Origin of the sequence: Psychrobacter nivimaris, from assembly GCF_009812035.1 — a bacterium.
GTDB lineage: Bacteria > Pseudomonadota > Gammaproteobacteria > Pseudomonadales > Moraxellaceae > Psychrobacter > Psychrobacter nivimaris.
Genome location: NZ_VZIZ01000013.1, coordinates 179292 through 199971, shown reverse-complemented (window position 1 = coordinate 199971; position 20680 = coordinate 179292). Strand labels below are relative to the sequence as shown.

The following is a 20680-nucleotide window of genomic DNA, read 5'->3' as shown; positions in this document are numbered from 1 at the left end:
AAAAACTTGGTAATCCGCCTCTTCAGTTTGATTTGCTTATTTCAAGTTGAGAGTGGGGTTGTAATATGTAAATTTATAAGGACATAAATTATTCAATTCAGCTAAACAGTGAATCGCAAAATTAGCCACAATTTATACCTAATGTTGCTAAGATTTTGTATCACTAAGAGCCATTGCCCGTAATCATTGTCACCTTGATCTATGTACAGTTACGGACAGTTACTTGAGCGTTGTACGGAAGCCAGCGCTATTCAGCTAACAGATAAGAGTAACCGTTTATGTTCGCTACGTTTATGATTGACCAGCTCGATGCGCTGACACTCGCGCGCATCCAATTCGCTTTTGTTGTCTCGTTTCATATCGTCTTTCCTGCATTTTCTATCGGTCTTGCCAGCTGGCTTGCCGTACTAGAGTTTCGTTGGTTAAAAACTGGCAAGCCCATCTATGCTGAAGTTTATAAGCACTGGGTCAAGATATTTGCCGTAGTCTTCGGTCTAGGTGTGGTGTCGGGTGTGGTGATGTCCTACCAGTTCGGTACCAACTGGGCAGTATTCTCAGATAAAGCTGGCAACGTCATAGGCCCACTACTTGCCTATGAGGTATTGACCGCGTTTTTCTTAGAAGCCTCCTTTTTAGGTATTATGCTATTTGGCTGGGGCCGTGTAAGCAAACGCATGCATTTTACCGCCACTGCCATTGTTGCCATTGGTACACTGATATCAGCTACTTGGATTTTGTCGGCTAACAGTTTTATGCAAACCCCTCAAGGTTTTATGGTGGGTGCAGACGGCCTACTTTATCCGACCAACTGGCTTGAGATTATATTCAATCCCTCATTCCCTTACCGTTTCGCACATATGGTGACGGCGGCGTTCTTAACCACTGCCTTTGTCATTGGCGGTATCGGTGCCTACTATATCCAGTCCAAAAAACACGCCGAGCACCGTCAGCATGGTCGTGTCATGCTAGGTATGGCAATGATTATGGCCATCTTTGTGGCACCAGCACAGGTGTTGATCGGTGATGAGCATGGTTTGAATACGCTTGAGCATCAGCCAGCCAAAGTGGCTGCGATGGAAGGTATTTGGGAAGATGAGCGTGGGGCCGCATTGCGTCTCTTTGCGATTCCTGACCAAGAAAATCAAACCAATAAATACGAAGTAAAAATCCCTTATGTCACAGGTTTGATTCTCACCCATTCGTTAGATGGTGAAGTGAAGGGTCTCAAAAACTGGGCACCAGAAGACCAACCGCACGTCATTATTGTGTTTTGGGCGTTCCGTATTATGGTCGCTATTGGTATGTTGATGGTACTGGTCGGTTTATTTAGTGCCTATAAATACTTCAAAAAACAGCAGTTCAATACTGACAGTGTGTGGTTCCACCGTGCTTGGATGATGATGACTCCGCTTGGTTTTATCGCTTTATTATCAGGTTGGTTCGTAACCGAGACAGGACGTCAGCCTTGGACGGTTTATGGGGTCATTCGCACTGCTGAAAGTATGTCTCCGCTTGCAGCACAGCAAGTAGCAACAACATTGATTGGCTTTATCGTGCTGTACATATTTGTCTTTGGTGCAGGCAGTTTTTATATCTTGCGCTTGATTGCTCAAGGGCCGAAACCTTATACAGATCCTGCAGAAGATAATTTCTACGAGCACTCAGTAACCGAGAGCCAAGGCCGCGCGTTAAGTGGTGATAGTAATCCTGCCAAAGGTACTGAAGAAGGCTTAGATGAGCCTGCAAATGATGTCGATGATGGAGGATTACGCTAATGTTTAACTTCGGTGATGTATTAGATTTACCTCTTATTTGGGGCGGTTTAATTGCTTTGTCTGTCTTTGTCTATGTACTGCTTGATGGCTTTGATTTGGGCTGCGGTATCTTGTTCCCATTTGCAGGCTCAGATAAAAACCGTAGCCGCATGATGAACTCTATCGCGCCATTTTGGGACGGTAACGAGACGTGGCTAGTGCTAGGCGGTGGTGGTTTATTCGCAGCATTCCCTGTTGCTTATGGCATCATTATGACAGGTCTTTATTTACCCGTGACTGCCATGTTGTTCGGTCTTATCATGCGCGGCGTGGCGTTTGAGTTTCGCTTCAAATCCTCTTCGCGCCGACACGTATGGGATACCTTTTTCTTTGTCGGCTCAGTCGTTGCGACTTTCTCTCAAGGCATCATGCTTGGGGCGTTAGTGCAAGGGTTAGAAGCCAGTAACCGCCTATATACTGGTGGCCCATTTGATTGGCTCACGCCCTTCTCGATTGTGTGCGGATTTGCCATGATTATCGGCTATGCCTTACTTGGTTCAACGTGGCTTATCATAAAAACAGAGCACACATTACAAGTATGGGCGCGCCAAGTTTCTAGATGGATGCTTACTGCGTTACTAGTAGCGATGGTTGTGGTCACAGCGTTTATGTACTTCTCAGACATTGACGCATTAGAAGGATGGTTTAGTTTCCCAGATTTATTGTATCTTGCTCCTATGCCTATCATTGTCATGCTCTTATTCTTTATCATGCGTAAAGACTTAAAAACAGAGCGTGAGTATCGTCCATTTTTACTAACGGTTGCCTTATTTTTAATGGGTTATATCGGGGTTTGTTTCGCCCTATTCCCTTATATCGTACCGTATCAAATGACGATTTATGAGGCTGCTGCTGCCGATACTTCATTATCATTCATGCTGATTGGCGCATGTATCATGTTACCGATTATCTTGAGCTATACGGCATTTGCTTACTATACCTTCAAAGGTAAATCTGATCATAATCCGATGTACTAGTCGCTAATCGCGGCGGGCAACGGATCAGCTAAAGAGGATGGCTATCATCGTTTACAGATGATAGTCACACTTCATACGCTAATCAGGAGATCTCTATGAAAAAGTTCAGTAAAAAACAATCGCAATGGGCATGGTTCGTGGGTCTATATTTAGCAGGGTTTTTAGTGGTGTTTACCATTGCTCAGCTAATTAAACTGGCCATGGGTGTTTAGCGTAATCGCCTACTCATACGATTGAGTGCTAGTTAGTTAGCTAATGAATAGCTTGCTAGATGTTAAATTTGCATTTCTATCTTGCCAATATACCTTGTAGATGTATCGTAAAAAATAATTCTATATGCATAAAAAAAAGCAGCGTTGAATAATCGACGCTGCTTTTTATTTATTTTAAATTTATCAGTTTGGTTTACCTGCATGCTTGATATCATGCTGTTCGATAAACTCATTAACCTGTGTTAGACGCTCTGGTGTCCCCACATCTATCCAATTATCTGTCGTCACTTCAGCGGTAATCTGAAACTTTATCATTGCTTGCTTTAGCAGTGGTGCCAATGCAGCAGGCTGTCCTGATACCAGACCTTCTACCAATTTGGGTGACATTACGCTAATACCAGCGAAGGTATACTTATCTGCATCGCCTACCGGCTGTTCACTCGCTAGGCCATTATTAATCGCAAAATCGCCGCCATTATTGTGCTCTGGATTATCTATCAATAACAAGTGCGCGCGCTGATCCGCTCCCAATGTATAGTCTGTTAATTGAGAGAAGTCATAGGTAGTCCAGACATCAGAATTAACCAGAATAAATGGCTCATCCTTTAGCTTACCTGATTGTAATGCCTGAAAAATGCCGCCTGCGGTCTCAAGCGGTTCATCGTCTTCTACTGACCAATGCAGCTTTACGCCATACTGTGAACCGTCGCCTAAGCTGTCCATTAGCTTATCTGCCAACCATGATGCATTGACCGTGATATCGGTAATGCCTGCTGCTTGTAGTGCTTTAATATGCCAAACTATAAGCGGTTGACCTGCGACTTCAACCAAAGGCTTGGGCGTCTCAAGTGTTAATGGACGTAGGCGTGTGCCCTTGCCCGCTGCCAAAATCATGGCTTGTGTAATCGTAGAGGTAGACATCTGCGTTCCTATCTTTATTATTTAAATTAATTTAGCTGAGCGTCATCTACGCTGAAGCAAACTTCTCTTTATAAGCAGGTAGCACTGCCTCTTGTAGCCATTGATTAAACGATATAACTGATTGTTTGAGTTCATCGCTGCCATGTTTGGCAAGCCAGTTTAATTCAATAATCAAATCACGCATAACTTTAGGGATATCCGCCAAATAGCGGTCTTTGCCATCGCGTTCAGACAAACGAATAAAAATCCCTAATACCTTTAGATGACGTTGTACGCCTATGACATTTACATCGTTTTCAAACTGCACCGCGCTATCAGCAGTGGTCAGTGATTTCTGCTTTTGTAGCTGCCAAAAGTCATTAATCCATGCAGATATTTGGCTCTCTGACCACTCAACATAAGCATCGCGTACTAACGACACTAGATCATAAGCATACGAACCAATGACGGCATCTTGAAAATCAATCACGCCCAACTTTGATTTATCTGCTTGGTCTTGCATGAGGTTACGGCTGTGGTAATCACGATGGACCACCACTTGTGGCTGTTGCAAAATCTCATTCATTAACGCTGTTTTTAGGTTTACCCAAACCTGCTCATCTAGCGCGACACCAATGTAAGGCATAAACCATTCGCTAAATAAATCCATCTCGCGGTCTAATAGTGCTGTGTCATAATCTGGCAATTGGTGTTGCGACTTTGCCGTTTCTACTGGTACCGTTTGTAGCGCGACTAGTGTCTGCATTGCTAGTTGATAGTAGTCATTGATTTGGTCTGCAGTGGCATCGACAAGCAAATGAGCAAATTCTACTGTGCCAAAATCTTGTAATACCAAAAATCCTTTTTCTACATTTTGTGCAGCCAGTGTCGGCACGTTGACAGCAGGTGCCATCAGCTTAGCCACACTGATAAACTGCAGCATCGCATCTTGCTCGTCAGCGGAGTCCATGACGATATAATGCTTGTTGGCGCTATTGTCTGTCTCTGATAGTTCGATACGATGATATCGGCGGGCACTAGCGTCACCAGGTAAGCTATCTAGACTAAATGTTTGATCTAAAAATACTTGCTGTAACCATTGTTCTAATTGCTGTTGGCGGTTGTTATTTTCATCGATCATATCAGTCTCTAAAGTCGTTTTGTCAGTCATATTGGGCATCGCTGGTTAAATATAAGTCATAAATAATTAAAGTAGTGATAAGTCGGACAAATACTTGCTAAAATAGCGATACGTGTCGGTGCTATACAAGCTGCCACAGACGTATTGCTATATCATTCAATACTTGATGTCGGATAGAATCGCTATCGCTACTTAAAAATCAGCATGGCTATATTATAAATTTTGGTAAATAGTGTAGCTGATTTGGTTTTTTTTGACTATGATTAGTCGTCATTATATGTAAAACATCCGAATTTTTGAGAATACATTAGTCATATTTTAGTCGCTCGTTCACTGCTTTATATCGTTCGGTGAAACCGCTACTAAACTCAGTCACGCAATCCAATAAGCTCTGCAATCATAGGTGTGCCCTTGTTATATTCTCCGCTTTACCAAAGCATCCGCTTGATCTTATTTGGTGCCTTAGGCTTATCTAGCCTAACTGTCAGTGCTGCCATTGGTGATGCCAATACGCAAAAAACTGAACCACTCACTACGGATAGTACAGGCAGCTATGCGTCTAATAGTGTGGCGACTGACGCCAATAGTATTAGTCGTACTCAAAGCAATGATGGCTATCAAGAAGCAGATATTCTAAATGATAGCTATCCAGACGATGCTAATTCTGCTAATACGAATAACGCTACTTTATCGAATGATACTGCGTTAAATAGCAGATTTTCTGAGAACAATGACCTAGATATTACAGAGATTAATGAGGCTGCTGACTCTAAAGCTTTTAGCAATGAAGTTTCTAATGCTAGTAATCTAAATACAGAAACCAGTAACCAAGTAAGCAGTAATACACCAGATAGCAGTGCCTTTGTCCCTAAAGCGATAACAACAGACAATGGCAAGCTAGACCTTAATGACGAGAGTATTCAGGCCAGCCTAATGCGCTTAGCAGAGTTTTATGAGCTAACACCAGATACTGATGCTTCAACATTAAATAATGACGGTATCAGCACTGAAGCAAACAATACTCATAATAACGCCATGCCTGCCGCACAGACGATTCCAAAGGTCGGTAGAGATTTACGTCTACTGCCGAATGCCGTGGACAGTGCCCAGCGCTGTGAAGGTCAATGGGTATATCCGCAGAGTAACCCTAATTATCAACACGCTGTCAATGAAGCTGGTACGGCAAACGGACAACCAGCACCAAATGTGGCTAGCGTTCCGAACAATCAAGCCCCTTTATTTACCGAGTCAGATTACGGTTATTACAACAATATTAATTATGCCGAGCTATCTGGCAATGTAAAAATTGACCAAGGCACTCAGCATATCGAAGCAGAAAAAGTCATGATTGACTTGAGCAATGGCGTTGCGGCGGCTCAAGGCAAAGTCATGTTTACAGATAATGCGACTGGACAGCGTACAAGCAACGTCTCTACAAACAATGCAGCTACGAATAACGGCCAAGCCAGCTTTAATGATAGAGCGGCACAAAGCGGCTTAATTGGCGTTGCAGACAGCTTGAATTACAATACTGAGACTGGTCAATCAACAGCCAATGATGTGGCGTTTGCCAGTGTCGGTCTACAAGCGCACGGCTATGCCAAACGCTTAAACAAACCTAACGAAAGTGAATACGAGCTGGATCAGGTGATGTTTAGTACCTGTCCACCTACCAACCGCAAATGGCAGTTTGAAGCCAAAAGTATCGATCTAAATACCGATACAGGACGCGGCGAAGCGTATAACACCACTTTCCGTGTGGCTGACATACCCGTATTTTATCTCCCCTACTTTAACTTCCCGATAGACAGTCGCCGTAGTAGTGGGTTTTTATTACCAAGTGCCAGTGTCAGTAGTAAAAGCGGCCTTGAAGTTGACGTACCTTATTATTTTAATTTAGCGCCGAACTACGATGCCACCCTTAATACTCGCGTTTATACCAACCGTAACCCCATGCTCTCCGGTGAGTTTCGTTATCTAACTGAGGAGTACGGCGAAGGAATTTTTAACGGCTCTTATTTGCCCAATGATAAAAAATATGATGGCGAAGATCGTAGCAGCTTTTTTTACGATCATTATTGGTCATCTACCAGTATTCCGCGCTTAAGTGGCGACGCAAAATATAGCTATGTGTCAGATGCCGATTATCTCAACGACTTCGATACCTTGGGTTTGTCAGACAATACGTTAAACCTACCACGCCGTGCGCGGGTGAATTATTATAACGATTATGTCAATGGTGAATTAAAAGTCGAGACTTTCCAGACTCTAAATGCATTTACTGATAGCGGTGAGGCATTAGAAGACAAAGACAAGCCGTACTCACGCTTGCCACAGCTCAAATTAAATTATCGCCTGCCTTGGGCTGAGCGCTTCGATATCACTGGTATTCATGATTCTGCATACTTCAAAAAATCTATCGATGATGGTTCTGAAAACGAAAAAAGTGGCGCACGTATTTATAATAAACTAAGCGCTGCCTATCCGATGCAAACCTCTTGGGGTTATATCAAACCTAAGCTGAGCTTGCAGCATCTATATACGTCATATGATGAAGATAGCTTGGAAGATAATCAGCTTAGTGAAGAAGATGGCAGTCAATCGGTGTTTGTTCCGCAAGCCAGTATCGATGCAGGTCTACACTTCTATCAAGCAGGCTCACCATTTGGTGCGTTTGACGATACGATGGGCGGCTATCGTTTACTTAGCCCACGCGTAAAATATACGTATTCACCGTATAAGAACCAAAACGACATTCCTAACTTTAATACGCGTATTGCCTCTATTAACTATGAGCAGCTGTTTTCAGACAGTTGGTTCTTAGGTCATGATCGTTTGCAGGATTTGCATTCTATTACGCCTGGCGTCAATTATCGTTACATCGATGCAACGGGTGTGACACGTTTTGATGGTAGCATTGCAGAACAGTTCTATCTAGATGATGGACGTGTAACACTTGATGACGATCAGCCAGTATTTACCTCGTCTTCTTCAGGTATGGTATGGGATACCAGCACTCAGCCTTATAATAATTTTTGGGTTGATGTTAGCGGTGCCCTAACCAGTAATTATGATTTGAACTACATTACGACTGAGCTGCGTTATCAGCCATCAGACAACAGCTTATTTAATGTAGGTTATGTTAAGCGTCAGCGTGATGATAATACCGATCAGTTGCCATTATCGGCGTTTACCGCTTCCGCTGTTTTCCCTATCAATAACAGCTGGCGTATATTGGCTCAAGGTCAGTACGATTATAATCGTAACAAGATGCTTGATTCACTCATCGGCGTTGATTACGAAGACTGCTGTTTCGGCTTTGCTGTTTATGGTCGCCGCTATTACAATGACCTAAACGTAAAAGACGAGCCAACACAAGCTATTATGGCAGAAGTTAGATTAAATGGTCTTGGCAGCGGTAGTAGCCGCTTGACACGATTGCTTGCTGATAAGATTTTGGGCTTTGAACCTGTACAGACGGCATGGAAAGACTAACCAGTTTTTTGCTAGATTAGAATTATTTACGTAAATATTTATAAGACACTATTTGAACCCCTATTATGGGAAACGCTGTCGAATATTTTATTATTAAGAGTATTGGATAGAGTTGACCGACTACCATCCGATGCAATGACATTGATGAGGAGCATCATGAGATTTTTTTCTTTACGTCAGACTAGCAGAGCAGTATTGCTATCTATGGCAGGCCTTACGCTTACGTTAAGTGCCAACGCTGCTACTGTCAAACCTGCAGCAGCTCAAGCTTCTACTCCTGCTGCGCAAAGCTCAATTGATCGCTTGACGCCAGCCAATAGCACAGACGGTATTATTGCCCTAGTCAATGAAAATGCTATCTTAAAAAGCGAATTGGTTGATGCTATCGAGCAAACTCAAGCACGTGCAAAAGCTGCTGGAGAGCCTATCGCAAACTCAGCACAACTACAGTCTGAAGTGCTAAACGCGCTTATTTTGCGTGAACTACAACTGTCTATGGTCAAACGCGCGGGACTGTCTGCCGATGAAGCAGAAATCAATCAACGTCTTGGTCAAATCGCTCAAGCTGAAGGCCTTAATAGCATCGCAGCATTGCAGCAACGTCTAGATGCAGCGCAACCTGGTAGTTATGCCAATCTACGCGCCAAACTGATCGAAGAGGCATCTATCCAAGCGCTACAGCAGCGACAAATTACTCGCCGAGTACGTATTAGCGAGCAAGATATTGATGCATTTTTAGCCTCCCCTGAAGCCAAACGTCTGAATCAAAGCGAATATCAAACCATTCACGTACGTGTGCCTTATATAGATGACTATAGTCGCCTATCGGCCGCTCAACGTGAAGAAGCATTAAAAGTCGCGCAAGCATTACGTACGCGTTTGCTTGAGCCAAATGTCAATGTCGCTGAAGCCGTTGCTGCTAGCCAAGGAAGCTATCCGATTCCATTGCAAGGTGGAGATATGGGCTTTCACAAGGCCGCTTCTTTACCAACAGAGCTGTCTAGCAAAATTACCAAGCTAGACGTTGGTACTGTAAGCGAGCCATTATTGACTCCTGAAGGGATTGACATCATCAAACTTGCTGATAAAAAAGCCAGCAATACGATGCTGATACCACAGTGGCATACTCGCCATATCCTAGTCAAAGTCGATGATCTACAGACTGACGCGCTTGCTGAACAAAAAATTAATGATCTATACGAGCAGCTTCGTGGCGGCGCTGACTTTGCTAGCCTGGCCTCAACGTATTCAGACGATCCAGGTTCTGCTGGACGTGGCGGTGATCTTGATTGGGTTAGCGAAGAAGATATGGTTGGTCCATTTGAAGCCACAATGAAGAATACGGCTGTTGGCGACTACTCTGCGCCATTTAAGACACAGTTTGGTTGGCATATCCTAAAAGTCGACGGTAAGCGCGATCAAGATATTAGCGAGCAATATCGTCGCAATATGGCACGTCAAGCATTGTATCAACGCTTAGCACCACAAGCTCAAGAAGACTGGTTACAAGAGCTACGTGCTGGCGCTTATATTCAGATACTTGGCTGATATGTTGAATGAGCTAGTAGTATTAAGTTAGCTAGAATATTGAATCGATTTAGATAAAGAAGGGTATATGCCATTGCATATGCCCTTCTTTTGTTTGCACAGTCAAATATTTAACAGAAAGCTTTGATGAGAAAATCTCAAAGTTAAATAGTTTACATCTTGATAAACCAAAATCCACACAAAGAAAAACCCCGAACCTAGGGCGATTGGTTCAGGGTTTCAATACTTCGTGTTATTGTTATTATCTCTCTTCCGTGCTGACTCATCCTAAGTCATTTAACGGTATCAATATAAGACAGCGGGCTGACCTGTGCTTTTATTGATACTGTCTCAACACTACATCCATGCGTATCCTTGTGTTGATGGATGTATTATAGGCCAATGGATTTGGTGCCGATAGAAGCTAAAGACTCTATTTTGCGTAAGCATATGCTTACATCACTTTTATGCATTACTGAGGTATGCTGAAGAAACCGTAGAATAAAACTTGGTAAACTAACAACTCGATAAGGAGTTTACCATGACTAAAAAAACAGCACGATACAGCGAAGAATTTAAAGCCGAAGCCGTCAAAAGCATAGCTGAGCATAATGGCAATATCAGCGCCGCAGCAAGAAAGCTTGGCATACCGATGCAGACCCTAACCAACTGGCAGAATAAAGCCAATCAGGGCAAGCTTAAGGGCACCAAACAATATGATCCTGAGCTTATGGCGCTGATAGAAGAGAATAAACAACTCAAGCGTAAGCTCAAGATAGCTGAAGAGGAGCGTGAGATACTAAAAAAGGCCACGGCGTACTTTGCGAAAAACGGTTAGTGAAGTACGCCTTTATCAAAGCCAATCAGCGACTCTTTAGTATTACTCGGATGTGTGCTGTTTTAGAGGTTCAACCATCCAGCTACTATGACTGGATAATTCGTGGTATCAGTGATCAGCAAATACATCGTAACCATTGCCTATTGCTGGTTAAAGCCGCTCATACTGAGACAAAAGAGCGCTATGGTTATGAGCGTCTACAAGCCCATATAACGGCTCAAGGGTATAAGATTAGCAAGTACATGATCAGAAGTATTAAAGAAGAGTATGCTATCAAATGCAAGCGTCATAAGAAGTTTAAAGTGACCACTAACTCAGATCACAATAAACCAATTTATCCAAACCTATTAGAGCAAAGCTTTGAAGCCAAACGGCCCAACCAAGCTTGGGTCAGTGATATCACTTATATCTGGACCTCTGAGGGTTGGCTGTACTTAGCAGGGGTAAAAGATATTTATACCAAAGAGCTGGTCGGCTATGCCATTAATAAGCGAATGACAGCAGATTTAGTCTGTAACGCGCTAAATATGGCGATTAGGAATAAGAAGCCCAATAAAGGCTTAATCGTGCATTCAGATAGAGGCAGTCAGTATTGCAGTCATGACTATCGCAATTTGATCGAACATCATAAGTTTAAAGGTTCAATGAGCCGTAAGGGCAATTGTTACGATAATGCCCCTATAGAGAGCTTCTGGGGCGTGTTAAAGAATGAGCTAGTGTATCACCAAGAGTATCAAACAAGGATGGAAGCCATTAGCGATATTGTTAAATATATTGAGCTTGAGTATAACCAGACTAGGATTCAAAAGGGTTTAGGCATGAAGTCGCCAAGACAGGTGTGGTTTGATCATTATCGTCAGGCCGCTTGATTAAAATCTCCCAAGTTTAGGTCTACGGATTTGATAGCATAGGTCATTACAGCTAATAAACAGCCTCTTTTATCAACCAAAACTGCGCTGCTCTTGTCTGTGCTCTTCTGACACTTTTTCGCCTTCTTTTTTGCCTTCTTCGATCTTGTTATCAGTTTCTTGGATATCTTCTGCTTGTGCCGTAGGCGCATTGCCTTCTTGATTGCTTGCCTCTTCTGGCTCATATTGCAAGGTAGTCATCACAGGAAAGTGATCAGATCCTACGGATGGCATACGCTGAATATCAACTACTGTAAAACAGGCACTATGAAAGATATGGTCTAGAGCCCAACGCAGAAATGGGTATTTAACATGGAAGGTATTAATAAAATGTCGACCAATACGAGGATCTAGTAATCCTGAGATACGTTGGAAACGACGTGTGGTTTTTGACCATGCAACATCATTGAGATCACCTGCCAGTATCGCCGTTTGGTCGTTTTCTTTTATATGTTTACCCACCATGAGCAGCTCAGCATCACGCGTGGTAGACTTATCTGCCTCAGTTGGGCTAGGCGGCATAGGATGTAAGCAATATAACCAAATGACGCGGCCTCCTTGCAAACGCAATTGAGTATGAATAGACGGTATATCATCTATCATCAAATACTTAACTTCAGGATCAATCAGCTCAAGCTTAGAATACAAGTGCATACCATATAAATTATCTAGTGGCACTTTCACGGTATAGGGATAGTCAGACTCAACTTGGAGTAAGGCTTGCTCCCATTTCTTATCACTCTCTAATGTAATTAAGATATCAGGCTGTTTTTGCTTAACCAAATCGACCAGCTTTTGCGTTTCATCATTGGGCGTCAATACGTTCGATACCATAATTTTTATTTGATGCGCTTGCCCTTCTGGCTTATCTTTTGCCTTTTGAACTTCTTTTTTCCACAATTTAGTATATGGCAGTACCATTCTCAGCTGAAATGCTAACGTACCGCTCAGTACAACAAATAATATCCACTGCCCTAATTCCCACTCTGAGGAAAACACTAACATGCCAAACCAAGCAATAATACCAAGCACCATTATTTGAATACGTGGAAACTCAACACCCCGCACCCACCAGTTATCCAGCGGTAACCAGCCCCAGATTGTGACAAAGGCGATGAATCCTGCTAGACCTTGTAAGGCGTAATATAATAGTGAGAGATCCATAAGTAGGTACTAACCGTTGATTAAAGTGTCGATAGAGCCGATGATGTATATTGGTTAAGCTTTTGTTTGATAAGAAATATCGTGGTTGTAACTCACCTGACATCAAATAACTAACGTCGAGTAATTGTGTTTGAGACTTACTTTAGCATTTCAGAAGATTCTCGCCTACTGGTGAGTCTCAATTATGCGACAACTATCATAAAACGTTACAATGTTGGCTCATTCAATGTAATGCGTGATTTATTAACATTATATTTTTGAGGTCGTCAGATAGCCAAGTATCTATTCAATAGTAATAACTTAAAGTTATAGTCGACATAGTTAATAGTGTATGGAAAACGACCAAATAATAGCCAAAACGCCTTGCTTTTTCACGCCATTCACGGCATTGTTATCGGTTGACGATGCAACAAATAATTGTAAATAGGATTGAACTTCATGAGTGATTTAACAGTAGGTTTGGTAGGCTGGCGCGGTATGGTAGGGTCAGTATTGATACAACGTATGCAGGAAGAAAACGACTTCAACGGTATCACACCCGTGTTTTTTTCTACCAGTAATGCTGGTGGTGATGCACCAAAATTCGACGGTATTGAAACCGGCCAACTAAAAGACGCTCATGATATTGAATCACTTGCTGCTTGTGATGTCGTTATTACTTGCCAAGGTGGTGACTATACGTCAAAAGTCCATCAACCACTACGTGATAGTGGTTGGAACGGCTATTGGGTTGATGCGGCAAGTACGCTGCGAATGAAAGATGACAGCATCATCATTCTTGATCCTGTTAACCGCAGTGTGATTGATAAAGCACTGGCAAATGGCAAAAAAGACTTTATCGGCGGTAACTGTACCGTATCATTAATGTTGATGGCTATCGGTGAGCTGTTTAATAAAGGCTGGGTCGAATGGGTCAGCGCCATGACTTACCAAGCTGCTAGTGGCTCTGGCGCAAACAACATGCGCGAGCTCATCAATGGCATGGGTGTGTTACGTGATGCCGTCCAAGACGAATTGGCTGACCCTGCTAGTGCTATTCTTGAGATTGATAAAAAAATCGCTCAGACTCAGCGCTCAGCAGACTTTCCTACACAATACTTTGGTGTACCACTGGCAGGTAGCTTGATTCCTTATATCGATGCACAGTTAGAAAATAAGCAGTCAAAAGAGGAATGGAAAGGCGGCGTTGAGACTAATAAGATCTTGGGTAATGATGAAGCTAGCACGATTCCTATCGATGGTATGTGTGTACGTGTCGGGGCAATGCGTTGCCATGCGCAAGGTCTAACCATCAAGCTCAAAAAAGATATCCCTCTAGAGGAGATTGAAGCCGCCCTAAAAAATAGCGGCAACGAGTGGTTAGACTTGGTCGAAGACGACAAAGAAGCCACTATGAATCGCTTAACGCCAGTCGCAGTGACTGGTACATTAACAGTTGCATTAGGCCGCTTACGTAAGCTTAAAATGGGTCCTGAGTATTTAGGTGCCTTTACCGTTGGTGATCAGCTACTGTGGGGCGCAGCAGAACCATTGCGCCGTATGCTGAATATCATTCGTGAGCAAAACAACTAAATCGAATAACCAAAATATCAGATAAAAAAGACAGCAAGTGCTGTCTTTTTTGTGCGGTTAATAACCTAAATGGCTAAGAACAATGACTATATACCCTAGTATCCTTGTATTACTTTTGCTCATACGCAATCATTACCTCGTTACGACGTAAAAATGGCAATGCCCATGGCTCATCGTAACGTGCCAATTCTGGCTCACCTGTAGGCGTTAAATGTTTGCTTTGCATCCAATTTCGCAGTTCTTGTGTCTTTTTATCTACTTTATCACTTCCAGTAAATCCTGAGAATTTGATAATGTCATAATTTTGAGCTCGTACTTCGACGATTTCGACTTCTGGGTTATTTGGTTTTGGTGACGTCTCCATCGTATATTTACTGGGCATCGTGAATTGTACGCACCTCTTTCCATCATCTTGCTGCATACTGACTGACTATATTGACAGAATGAATATCCATGTCCAAAAAAATCACTAACAATGCTATAATTAGCGCCATTTTCATAGCTTAAATAGCGGTTATCATATGCAATTTGTCTTACATAAAACGGCCAGCGGTGCAACGCGTGCACGCCGTGGTACGGTTCATCTCAATCATGGCGACGTGCAAACGCCTGCTTTTATGCCTGTTGGTACTTATGGTACGGTCAAAGGCATGCTGCCACGTGATATCGAAGCCATCGGTGCTGATATTATTTTGGGCAATACCTTTCATCTATGGTTACGTCCGGGAACCGAAGTCATTGATAAATTTGGTGGCTTGCATAAGTTTATGCATTGGGACAAGCCTATCTTGACCGATTCGGGCGGTTTCCAAGTATTTAGCCTCGGCGCAATGCGTAAAATCACCGAAGAAGGCGTCAATTTTAAATCTCCTATCGATGGCGCTAAGGTATTTCTATCACCAGAAAAATCTATGCAAATTCAGTACAGCTTGAACTCAGACATCGTTATGCAGTTCGATGAGTGTACGCCGTATCCAGCCACTCATGACGAAGCGAAAAAGTCGTTAGAGCTATCATTACGTTGGGGACAGCGCTGTATTGATGAGCACAACAGACTGGGCAGTACCAACGCATTGTTTGGTATCGTACAAGGCAGTATGTATCCTGATTTGCGTCAGCAATCACTTGAAGGTCTATTAGAGATCGGCTTCGATGGTTATGCTATTGGCGGTCTATCAGTTGGCGAACCTAAAGAAGAGATGATAGACGTCCTAGACTACCTGCCTGATGATATGCCAGCAGATAAGCCGCGCTATCTTATGGGTGTTGGTAAGCCTGAGGATTTAGTTGAAGGCGTACGCCGCGGCGTGGATATGTTCGACTGTGTGATGCCAACACGTAACGCGCGTAACGGCCATTACTTTGTGACGGGCGATGCAGACAATGCTGGTGTGGTACGTATCCGTAATAGCCAGTATCGCAATGACGAAGGCCCACTAGATCCTGAATGCGACTGCTATACTTGCCAAAACTTTAGCCGTGCTTATCTGTACCATCTTAATAAATGTAAAGAGATGCTAGGTGCTCAGTTAGCCACTATTCACAATTTACGCTATTACCAACGTTTAATGCAAGGTATCAGAGATGCTATCGAGCAAGATAAATTTGATGAGTTTGTCAGCGAGTTTTATGCCAAACGCGGTCAAACAGTTCCTGAGTTAAACTTGCGTTAATCCTGTTTAACATTCACAACCGTGTAACGATATCTGTTGAAATAAAAAAGGGCTTAAGAATAATCTTAAGCCCTTTTTCTGTGCTGCTTTTATCACTTAAGGATTCAAATAGTGTCAATTCTGACTACTATCCCATCAATGACGTCACAAATACTACAATAACAGCGATTGGTGCGATGAATTTTGCAACGATTTGCCACAGTTGCCATGTACCATTAGATAAACCAAGCTCTTGCTGAATGTTACGTTGATCCATTTTCCAACCAACAAATACAATTGCAGCCAGACCTGTTAGAGGCAATAGGAACTTACTAGTAAGCTTATCTAATGCATCAAAGATACCGTTACCCATGATAGTAAAGTCAGACCATAGATTGAACGATAGCAATGCTGCAATACCTAACAACCAGATTACTGTACTTGCCACGATGGTCGATACAGTACGACTCATCGACGTACGCTCTTCTAACAACTCAACGGTTGGCTCAAGTAACGAGATAGATGAGGTGATAGCAGCAAAGGTAATAAGCAAGAAGAACAATGCACCAATGATGGTACCCGCTCCCATGCTACCAAAAGCAATTGGCAAGCTTACAAAGATAAGACCAGGACCTGATGCAGGATCTAGACCATTGCTAAAGATGATTGGGAAGATGGCAAGACCAGCAGCCAACGCAATAACCGTATCCAAAATAACAACGGTACGTGCTGTTTTTAGCAAGTTGACTTCACGGCCCAAATACGAACCATAAGCGACCATGATACCCATACCAATTGATAGGGTGAAGAATGCATGACCTAATGCTGCAAGCATAACATCAGCCGTTAGTTTGCTAAGATCTGGCGTAAATAGGTAAGCAACTGCTTCACCAAACCCACCGTTCATCACGTTATAACCAACGATAACGAACAGAATCACACCCAATAATGGCATCAAAATCTTAGCTGTTTTTTCGATACCACTTGTCACACCAATACCAACGATGACAGCGGTTAAAATCATAAATACCGTATGCCAAATCGTCAATGTGCCAGCTGATGCAAGCATAGCATCAAAGGTTGCAGCAACAGAATCACTGTCTTGACCAGCAAAGCTACCTGTTGCAACTTTAGTGATATAGTTAAGCGCCCAACCACCGATCACACTATAGAATGATAGAATTAAGAAGCCACCTAAGATACCAGTAGCACCAACGATGCCCCAGCTACGCGACTTACCTTCAGTCGCTGCTACGTCTGAAAAGGTATTGACTGGGTTTTTTTGACCACGTCGACCAATTAACCATTCAGCAACTAATATCGGAAAACCGACCAGCGCGATACAGAACAAATAAGCAATAACGAAAGCTGAACCACCGCTTTCGCCAACCATGTATGGAAATTTCCATATGTTTCCTAAACCAACTGCTGAGCCTACTGCTGCCAATACGAAGCCAAAGCTTGAGCTCCATTGGGCATGTTCTTGTTTATTGATAGCCATTTTTTTCCGTCCTCGTGCTTCAATTAACGTTACTGATAATCTTCCTTGATCAACATAAATAGTCGGCCTTACCGTTGGACTATTTAGTAAACGCATCGATGTGAAGCGCCCAGCAACATTAAGAAAGAATTGATTACAATATCGTAAACGCTCAGTTTCTGCTAAGCGACCAAAAAAGTCAAGTGCTCATAAATATAAAAAGCCATAACAAATAGTTATGGCTTTCATATAATTCGCCTTCATTCCATAAGAATTTAGCTGATTAAAAGTATCAAACTCATCATTAATCGAGTTGTGTTTTCTTTAGCGCACAACACCGCGGCTGCTATTTTGTAAGGAATCAATAAGTAGCTGAATTTTTGGCTCTTTAGCCAATAGCTCACTATGTAAGACTTCCAACGCTTGTGCAGTAGTCAAACCTGACCTGAAAATCGTACGATACGCTTGACGTAATACATTAATGGTTTCTTTTGACCAACCTTTACGGCGCATACCCTCTATATTGAGTCCATGAGCCTTTGCTGGATTGCCAGACACCATCGTAAATGCAGCCACATCTTTTAGAATGAGGCTGGCTCCGCCAATCAAGCTATAGTCATCTACTGTACAAAACTGATGTATGCCTGAGTTACCACCAATAATGGTATGATCGCCGATAGTCACATGCCCCGCCACACCAACATTGTTGGCCAGTACGTTGTGATCGCCAATGACACAATCATGTGCGACATGGGTATTTACCATCAGTAGATTATGACTGCCGATTTTAGTCAGCTCGCCGTCTTGCGCTGTACCACGGTGTAAGCTACAGGCCTCACGAATCGTATTATGATCGCCGATTTCAAGCCAAGTGCGCTCACCTGCATATTTCAAATCTTGAGGATCTTCACCAATACTCGCAAACTGATAAAACTCATTGTGTTGGCCAATACGAGTCAGTTTAGTCACAACGACATGTCTATGCAAAACCGTATGCGCACCAATTGATACTTCATCACCAACGATACAATAGGGCCCGATGATAGCAGTTTCGTCAATCTGCGCGGACGGTGAGATGAGTGCTGTAGGATGAATCTGACTCATAAGATGGGCCCTTGTATCATTTGATGCGAGTAAATAATAAAAAAGTATCGCTATTTCAGTGTTACTAACGAAGCTAATACCAGTTGTGTTGTTGAATTTACATATAGCTGTTTATTGCAATTATATTGAGCGATTTCAATATCGCTCTTTGTACAGTATGGCTTATTAAAAACTTAAGCACCCTTCGTATTAGCAGGTTTTTGTTGCTCTTGACGTGCAATCATGATTTGCGCACTAGCAGCCAGTTCATCTTCGACATGAACAGTACAATCAAATTTATAGATGCCGTGTCTTTGCATCACGGTCTTTGCACGAATGATAAGCTGATCACCAGGAATCACACGGCGTTTAAAACGGACTTTATCCACACCTGCAAATAGATAGAGGTAACCGTCTTCTGCCGTCAGCCCTGCACTGATAAAACCAAGCATTCCTGACACCTGCGCCATTGACTCCACCATCAATACCCCTGGCATAATCGGCTCGTCAGGAAAGTGACCGTTAAAAAACTCTTCATTAATAGTCACGTTTTTGATACCAGTAATACATTCACCTGGCGTACAAGCTACAATACGATCTACCAGCATAAATGGATAACGATGTGGTAAGTAATGTTTAATCGTATGATACGTCAATGGTAGCGTAAGACCTTGCTCAGCCAAGCTTTTAACGTCTTCATCAGTTGGGATATCTATATTGTTATTGCTCATAATGACGCTTCCTTGCTGTGTTTTGAATATCTATTATTTGTTTGTATTTGCATTAGTTATTGCCTAGCTGACGAAAACGTACAGCAGCACGTCGCCAATTAGCAGTTGGCATTGCAGCCGTACCAGATGAATATGAGCCAGCGGTTTTAATGGATTTGGTGACCATGGTCATGCCAGACAAAACGACATCGTCTGTAATCTCGATATGTCCTGTGATACCGACAGCGCCGCCTATTATACAGCGCTTACCTATCGTAGTACTACCCGCAATGCCAGTTTGAGCAGCAATAGCAGTGCCGTCACCAATACGGACGTTATGGGCAACTTGTACCAAATTATCAATAATCACGTGATTGCCAATAACGGTATCATCGATAGCGCCACGATCGATACACGTCTGGCTACCAACTCGTACATAATCACCAATAATGACACGGCCTAACTGGGCAATGCGTTCCCAACCTGTGTTACTAGGATCTTTAGTCGGGGCAAACCCGAACCCTTCAGATCCGATGCTTACCCCTGCATGCAATCTAACGTAATTACCAATGACACACTCAGGCCCGACAACGACTTGCGACTTAACCACACAATCGGTACCGATACTGGTATTGGCCTCAACCACAACATGAGCATCGAGTGAGCTACGCGCCCCTATTTGCACATTGTCACCAATCACGCAAAAAGGGCCGATATTAACTTTCTCGCCAATAACAGCACTGTCTGCAATCACAGCACTAGGATGAATCCCGTTAGATAAAGAATGACGTGCAAACAGCTGACTGGCACTGGCATAAGCCAAATATGGATTTGAGACGACTAGCGCTATCGCTGAGGTAGGCACTTGGTCACGATATGCTTCCGTTACCAACACCGCGCCTGCGTCACTGCTAGCCAAGCTAGAGATATAGTGAGGATCTGCCAAAAAGCTTAACTGCTGCTGACTGGCTGTCGTCAAACTACCGACGCTACTGAATGGTTGACACAATTGCTCAGTATCAATCTCGGCCTTATTAATAATAGGCTGACGCTGCTCAATTCGAGTAATGAGTTGCTCAATCGTTATCATAATGACTATTAATAAAATATGGTTATAAATGAAACGGTCGCCAAAATAACAATGCGTTTTGACGACCTACTAAGCTCTAATGATATTTCCGTCTATTTGAGACAATCTCTAAAACTG

At 42.9% G+C, this 20680-nt stretch carries 16 protein-coding genes; 8 read left to right on the top strand and 8 right to left on the bottom strand.

Features of this window, described 5'->3' with window-relative positions:
• The first annotated feature begins 278 nt into the window (after window positions 1-278).
• The 3 genes from FQV37_RS06020 to FQV37_RS06010 all read left to right on the top strand — a co-directional run bounded on the left by FQV37_RS06020 (window position 279) and on the right by FQV37_RS06010 (window position 3003).
• A complete protein-coding gene (locus FQV37_RS06020) occupies window positions 279-1775 on the top strand; it encodes a cytochrome ubiquinol oxidase subunit I (RefSeq protein WP_160021674.1) in 1497 nt (498 codons plus the stop codon).
• Window positions 1775-2791: a cytochrome d ubiquinol oxidase subunit II gene (gene cydB / locus FQV37_RS06015; RefSeq protein ID WP_057759155.1), complete on the top strand. Its 1017-nt coding sequence runs from the start codon at window positions 1775-1777 to the stop codon at window positions 2789-2791. Before FQV37_RS06020 ends, cydB begins: the two co-directional genes overlap by 1 nt.
• Window positions 2792-2886: 95 nt before the next feature.
• Complete coding sequence (locus FQV37_RS06010) at window positions 2887-3003, top strand: DUF2474 domain-containing protein (protein WP_101206161.1); 117 nt, start codon at window positions 2887-2889, stop codon at window positions 3001-3003.
• 183 nt (window positions 3004-3186) lie between these two features.
• Here FQV37_RS06010 and murU read toward each other — a convergent pair whose 3' ends face one another.
• Entirely contained in the window at window positions 3187-3924 is a 738-nt protein-coding gene (gene murU / locus FQV37_RS06005; RefSeq protein ID WP_160021673.1) for an N-acetylmuramate alpha-1-phosphate uridylyltransferase MurU, read from the bottom strand.
• Window positions 3925-3970: 46 nt separating this feature from the next.
• The gene (locus tag FQV37_RS06000) at window positions 3971-5074 is read right to left on the bottom strand and encodes an aminoglycoside phosphotransferase family protein (RefSeq protein WP_240990960.1); all 1104 of its coding nucleotides are present in this window, start codon (window positions 5072-5074) and stop codon (window positions 3971-3973) included.
• A 381-nt stretch (window positions 5075-5455) separates the two neighbouring features.
• Between FQV37_RS06000 and FQV37_RS05995 the strand changes: the two genes are divergently transcribed.
• The 3 genes from FQV37_RS05995 (at window position 5456) to FQV37_RS05985 (ending at window position 11773) form a co-directional block, all read left to right on the top strand.
• Window positions 5456-8539, top strand: a complete 3084-nt coding sequence (locus tag FQV37_RS05995) for an LPS-assembly protein LptD (RefSeq protein WP_160021671.1) — start codon at window positions 5456-5458, stop codon at window positions 8537-8539.
• Between the two features lie 156 nt (window positions 8540-8695).
• On the top strand, window positions 8696-10087 hold the full coding sequence (locus FQV37_RS05990) for a peptidylprolyl isomerase (RefSeq protein ID WP_160021670.1): 1392 nt from the start codon (window positions 8696-8698) through the stop codon (window positions 10085-10087).
• Between the two features lie 520 nt (window positions 10088-10607).
• A protein-coding gene (locus tag FQV37_RS05985) for an IS3 family transposase (protein WP_160021669.1) occupies window positions 10608-11773 on the top strand; the annotation gives its coding sequence in 2 pieces (ribosomal slippage) (window positions 10608-10866 and window positions 10866-11773; 1167 coding nt in all).
• 72 nt (window positions 11774-11845) lie between these two features.
• Here FQV37_RS05985 and FQV37_RS05980 read toward each other — a convergent pair.
• The gene (locus FQV37_RS05980) at window positions 11846-12976 is read right to left on the bottom strand and encodes an endonuclease/exonuclease/phosphatase family protein (protein ID WP_160021668.1); all 1131 of its coding nucleotides are present in this window, start codon (window positions 12974-12976) and stop codon (window positions 11846-11848) included.
• A gap of 438 nt (window positions 12977-13414) precedes the next feature.
• Here FQV37_RS05980 and asd point away from each other — a divergent pair, with 438 nt between their 5' ends.
• Entirely contained in the window at window positions 13415-14548 is a 1134-nt protein-coding gene (asd, locus tag FQV37_RS05975) for an aspartate-semialdehyde dehydrogenase (protein WP_160021667.1), read from the top strand.
• A 109-nt stretch (window positions 14549-14657) separates the two neighbouring features.
• On the opposite strand, the gene FQV37_RS05970 is transcribed toward asd, so the two are convergent.
• A complete protein-coding gene (locus FQV37_RS05970; RefSeq protein WP_160021666.1) occupies window positions 14658-14969 on the bottom strand; it encodes an SOUL family heme-binding protein in 312 nt (103 codons plus the stop codon).
• A 100-nt stretch (window positions 14970-15069) separates the two neighbouring features.
• On the opposite strand from FQV37_RS05970, the gene tgt reads away from it, so the two are divergent.
• Window positions 15070-16221: a tRNA guanosine(34) transglycosylase Tgt gene (gene tgt / locus FQV37_RS05965; protein WP_057759140.1), complete on the top strand. Its 1152-nt coding sequence runs from the start codon at window positions 15070-15072 to the stop codon at window positions 16219-16221.
• A 127-nt stretch (window positions 16222-16348) separates the two neighbouring features.
• Here tgt and FQV37_RS05960 read toward each other — a convergent pair whose 3' ends face one another.
• The 4 genes from FQV37_RS05960 to lpxD all read right to left on the bottom strand — a co-directional run bounded on the left by FQV37_RS05960 (window position 16349) and on the right by lpxD (window position 20563).
• Entirely contained in the window at window positions 16349-17701 is a 1353-nt protein-coding gene (locus FQV37_RS05960) for a sodium-dependent transporter (protein ID WP_102094408.1), read from the bottom strand.
• Window positions 17702-18004: 303 nt separating this feature from the next.
• Window positions 18005-18784, bottom strand: coding sequence for an acyl-ACP--UDP-N-acetylglucosamine O-acyltransferase (lpxA, locus tag FQV37_RS05955; protein WP_057759135.1), 780 nt, complete (start codon window positions 18782-18784; stop codon window positions 18005-18007).
• Between the two features lie 173 nt (window positions 18785-18957).
• The gene (gene fabZ / locus FQV37_RS05950) at window positions 18958-19494 is read right to left on the bottom strand and encodes a 3-hydroxyacyl-ACP dehydratase FabZ (RefSeq protein ID WP_160021665.1); all 537 of its coding nucleotides are present in this window, start codon (window positions 19492-19494) and stop codon (window positions 18958-18960) included.
• A 52-nt stretch (window positions 19495-19546) separates the two neighbouring features.
• Complete coding sequence (gene lpxD, locus FQV37_RS05945; protein ID WP_160021664.1) at window positions 19547-20563, bottom strand: UDP-3-O-(3-hydroxymyristoyl)glucosamine N-acyltransferase; 1017 nt, start codon at window positions 20561-20563, stop codon at window positions 19547-19549.
• Window positions 20564-20680 lie beyond the last annotated feature (117 nt).

Excerpts from the sequence above, each read along its gene's own strand:
- FQV37_RS06020 (WP_160021674.1), top strand. The coding sequence starts at position 279 with ATGTTCGCTACGTTTATGATTGACCAGCTCGATGCGCTGACACTCGCG.
- cydB (WP_057759155.1), top strand. The coding sequence starts at position 1,775 with ATGTTTAACTTCGGTGATGTATTAGATTTACCTCTTATTTGGGGCGGT.
- FQV37_RS06010 (WP_101206161.1), top strand. The coding sequence starts at position 2,887 with ATGAAAAAGTTCAGTAAAAAACAATCGCAATGGGCATGGTTCGTGGGT.
- murU (WP_160021673.1), bottom strand. The coding sequence starts at position 3,924 with ATGTCTACCTCTACGATTACACAAGCCATGATTTTGGCAGCGGGCAAG.
- FQV37_RS06000 (WP_240990960.1), bottom strand. The coding sequence starts at position 5,074 with ATGACTGACAAAACGACTTTAGAGACTGATATGATCGATGAAAATAAC.
- FQV37_RS05990 (WP_160021670.1), top strand. The coding sequence starts at position 8,696 with ATGAGATTTTTTTCTTTACGTCAGACTAGCAGAGCAGTATTGCTATCT.
- FQV37_RS05980 (WP_160021668.1), bottom strand. The coding sequence starts at position 12,976 with ATGGATCTCTCACTATTATATTACGCCTTACAAGGTCTAGCAGGATTC.
- asd (WP_160021667.1), top strand. The coding sequence starts at position 13,415 with ATGAGTGATTTAACAGTAGGTTTGGTAGGCTGGCGCGGTATGGTAGGG.
- FQV37_RS05970 (WP_160021666.1), bottom strand. The coding sequence starts at position 14,969 with ATGCAGCAAGATGATGGAAAGAGGTGCGTACAATTCACGATGCCCAGT.
- tgt (WP_057759140.1), top strand. The coding sequence starts at position 15,070 with ATGCAATTTGTCTTACATAAAACGGCCAGCGGTGCAACGCGTGCACGC.
- FQV37_RS05960 (WP_102094408.1), bottom strand. The coding sequence starts at position 17,701 with ATGGCTATCAATAAACAAGAACATGCCCAATGGAGCTCAAGCTTTGGC.
- lpxA (WP_057759135.1), bottom strand. The coding sequence starts at position 18,784 with ATGAGTCAGATTCATCCTACAGCACTCATCTCACCGTCCGCGCAGATT.
- fabZ (WP_160021665.1), bottom strand. The coding sequence starts at position 19,494 with ATGAGCAATAACAATATAGATATCCCAACTGATGAAGACGTTAAAAGC.
- lpxD (WP_160021664.1), bottom strand. The coding sequence starts at position 20,563 with ATGATAACGATTGAGCAACTCATTACTCGAATTGAGCAGCGTCAGCCT.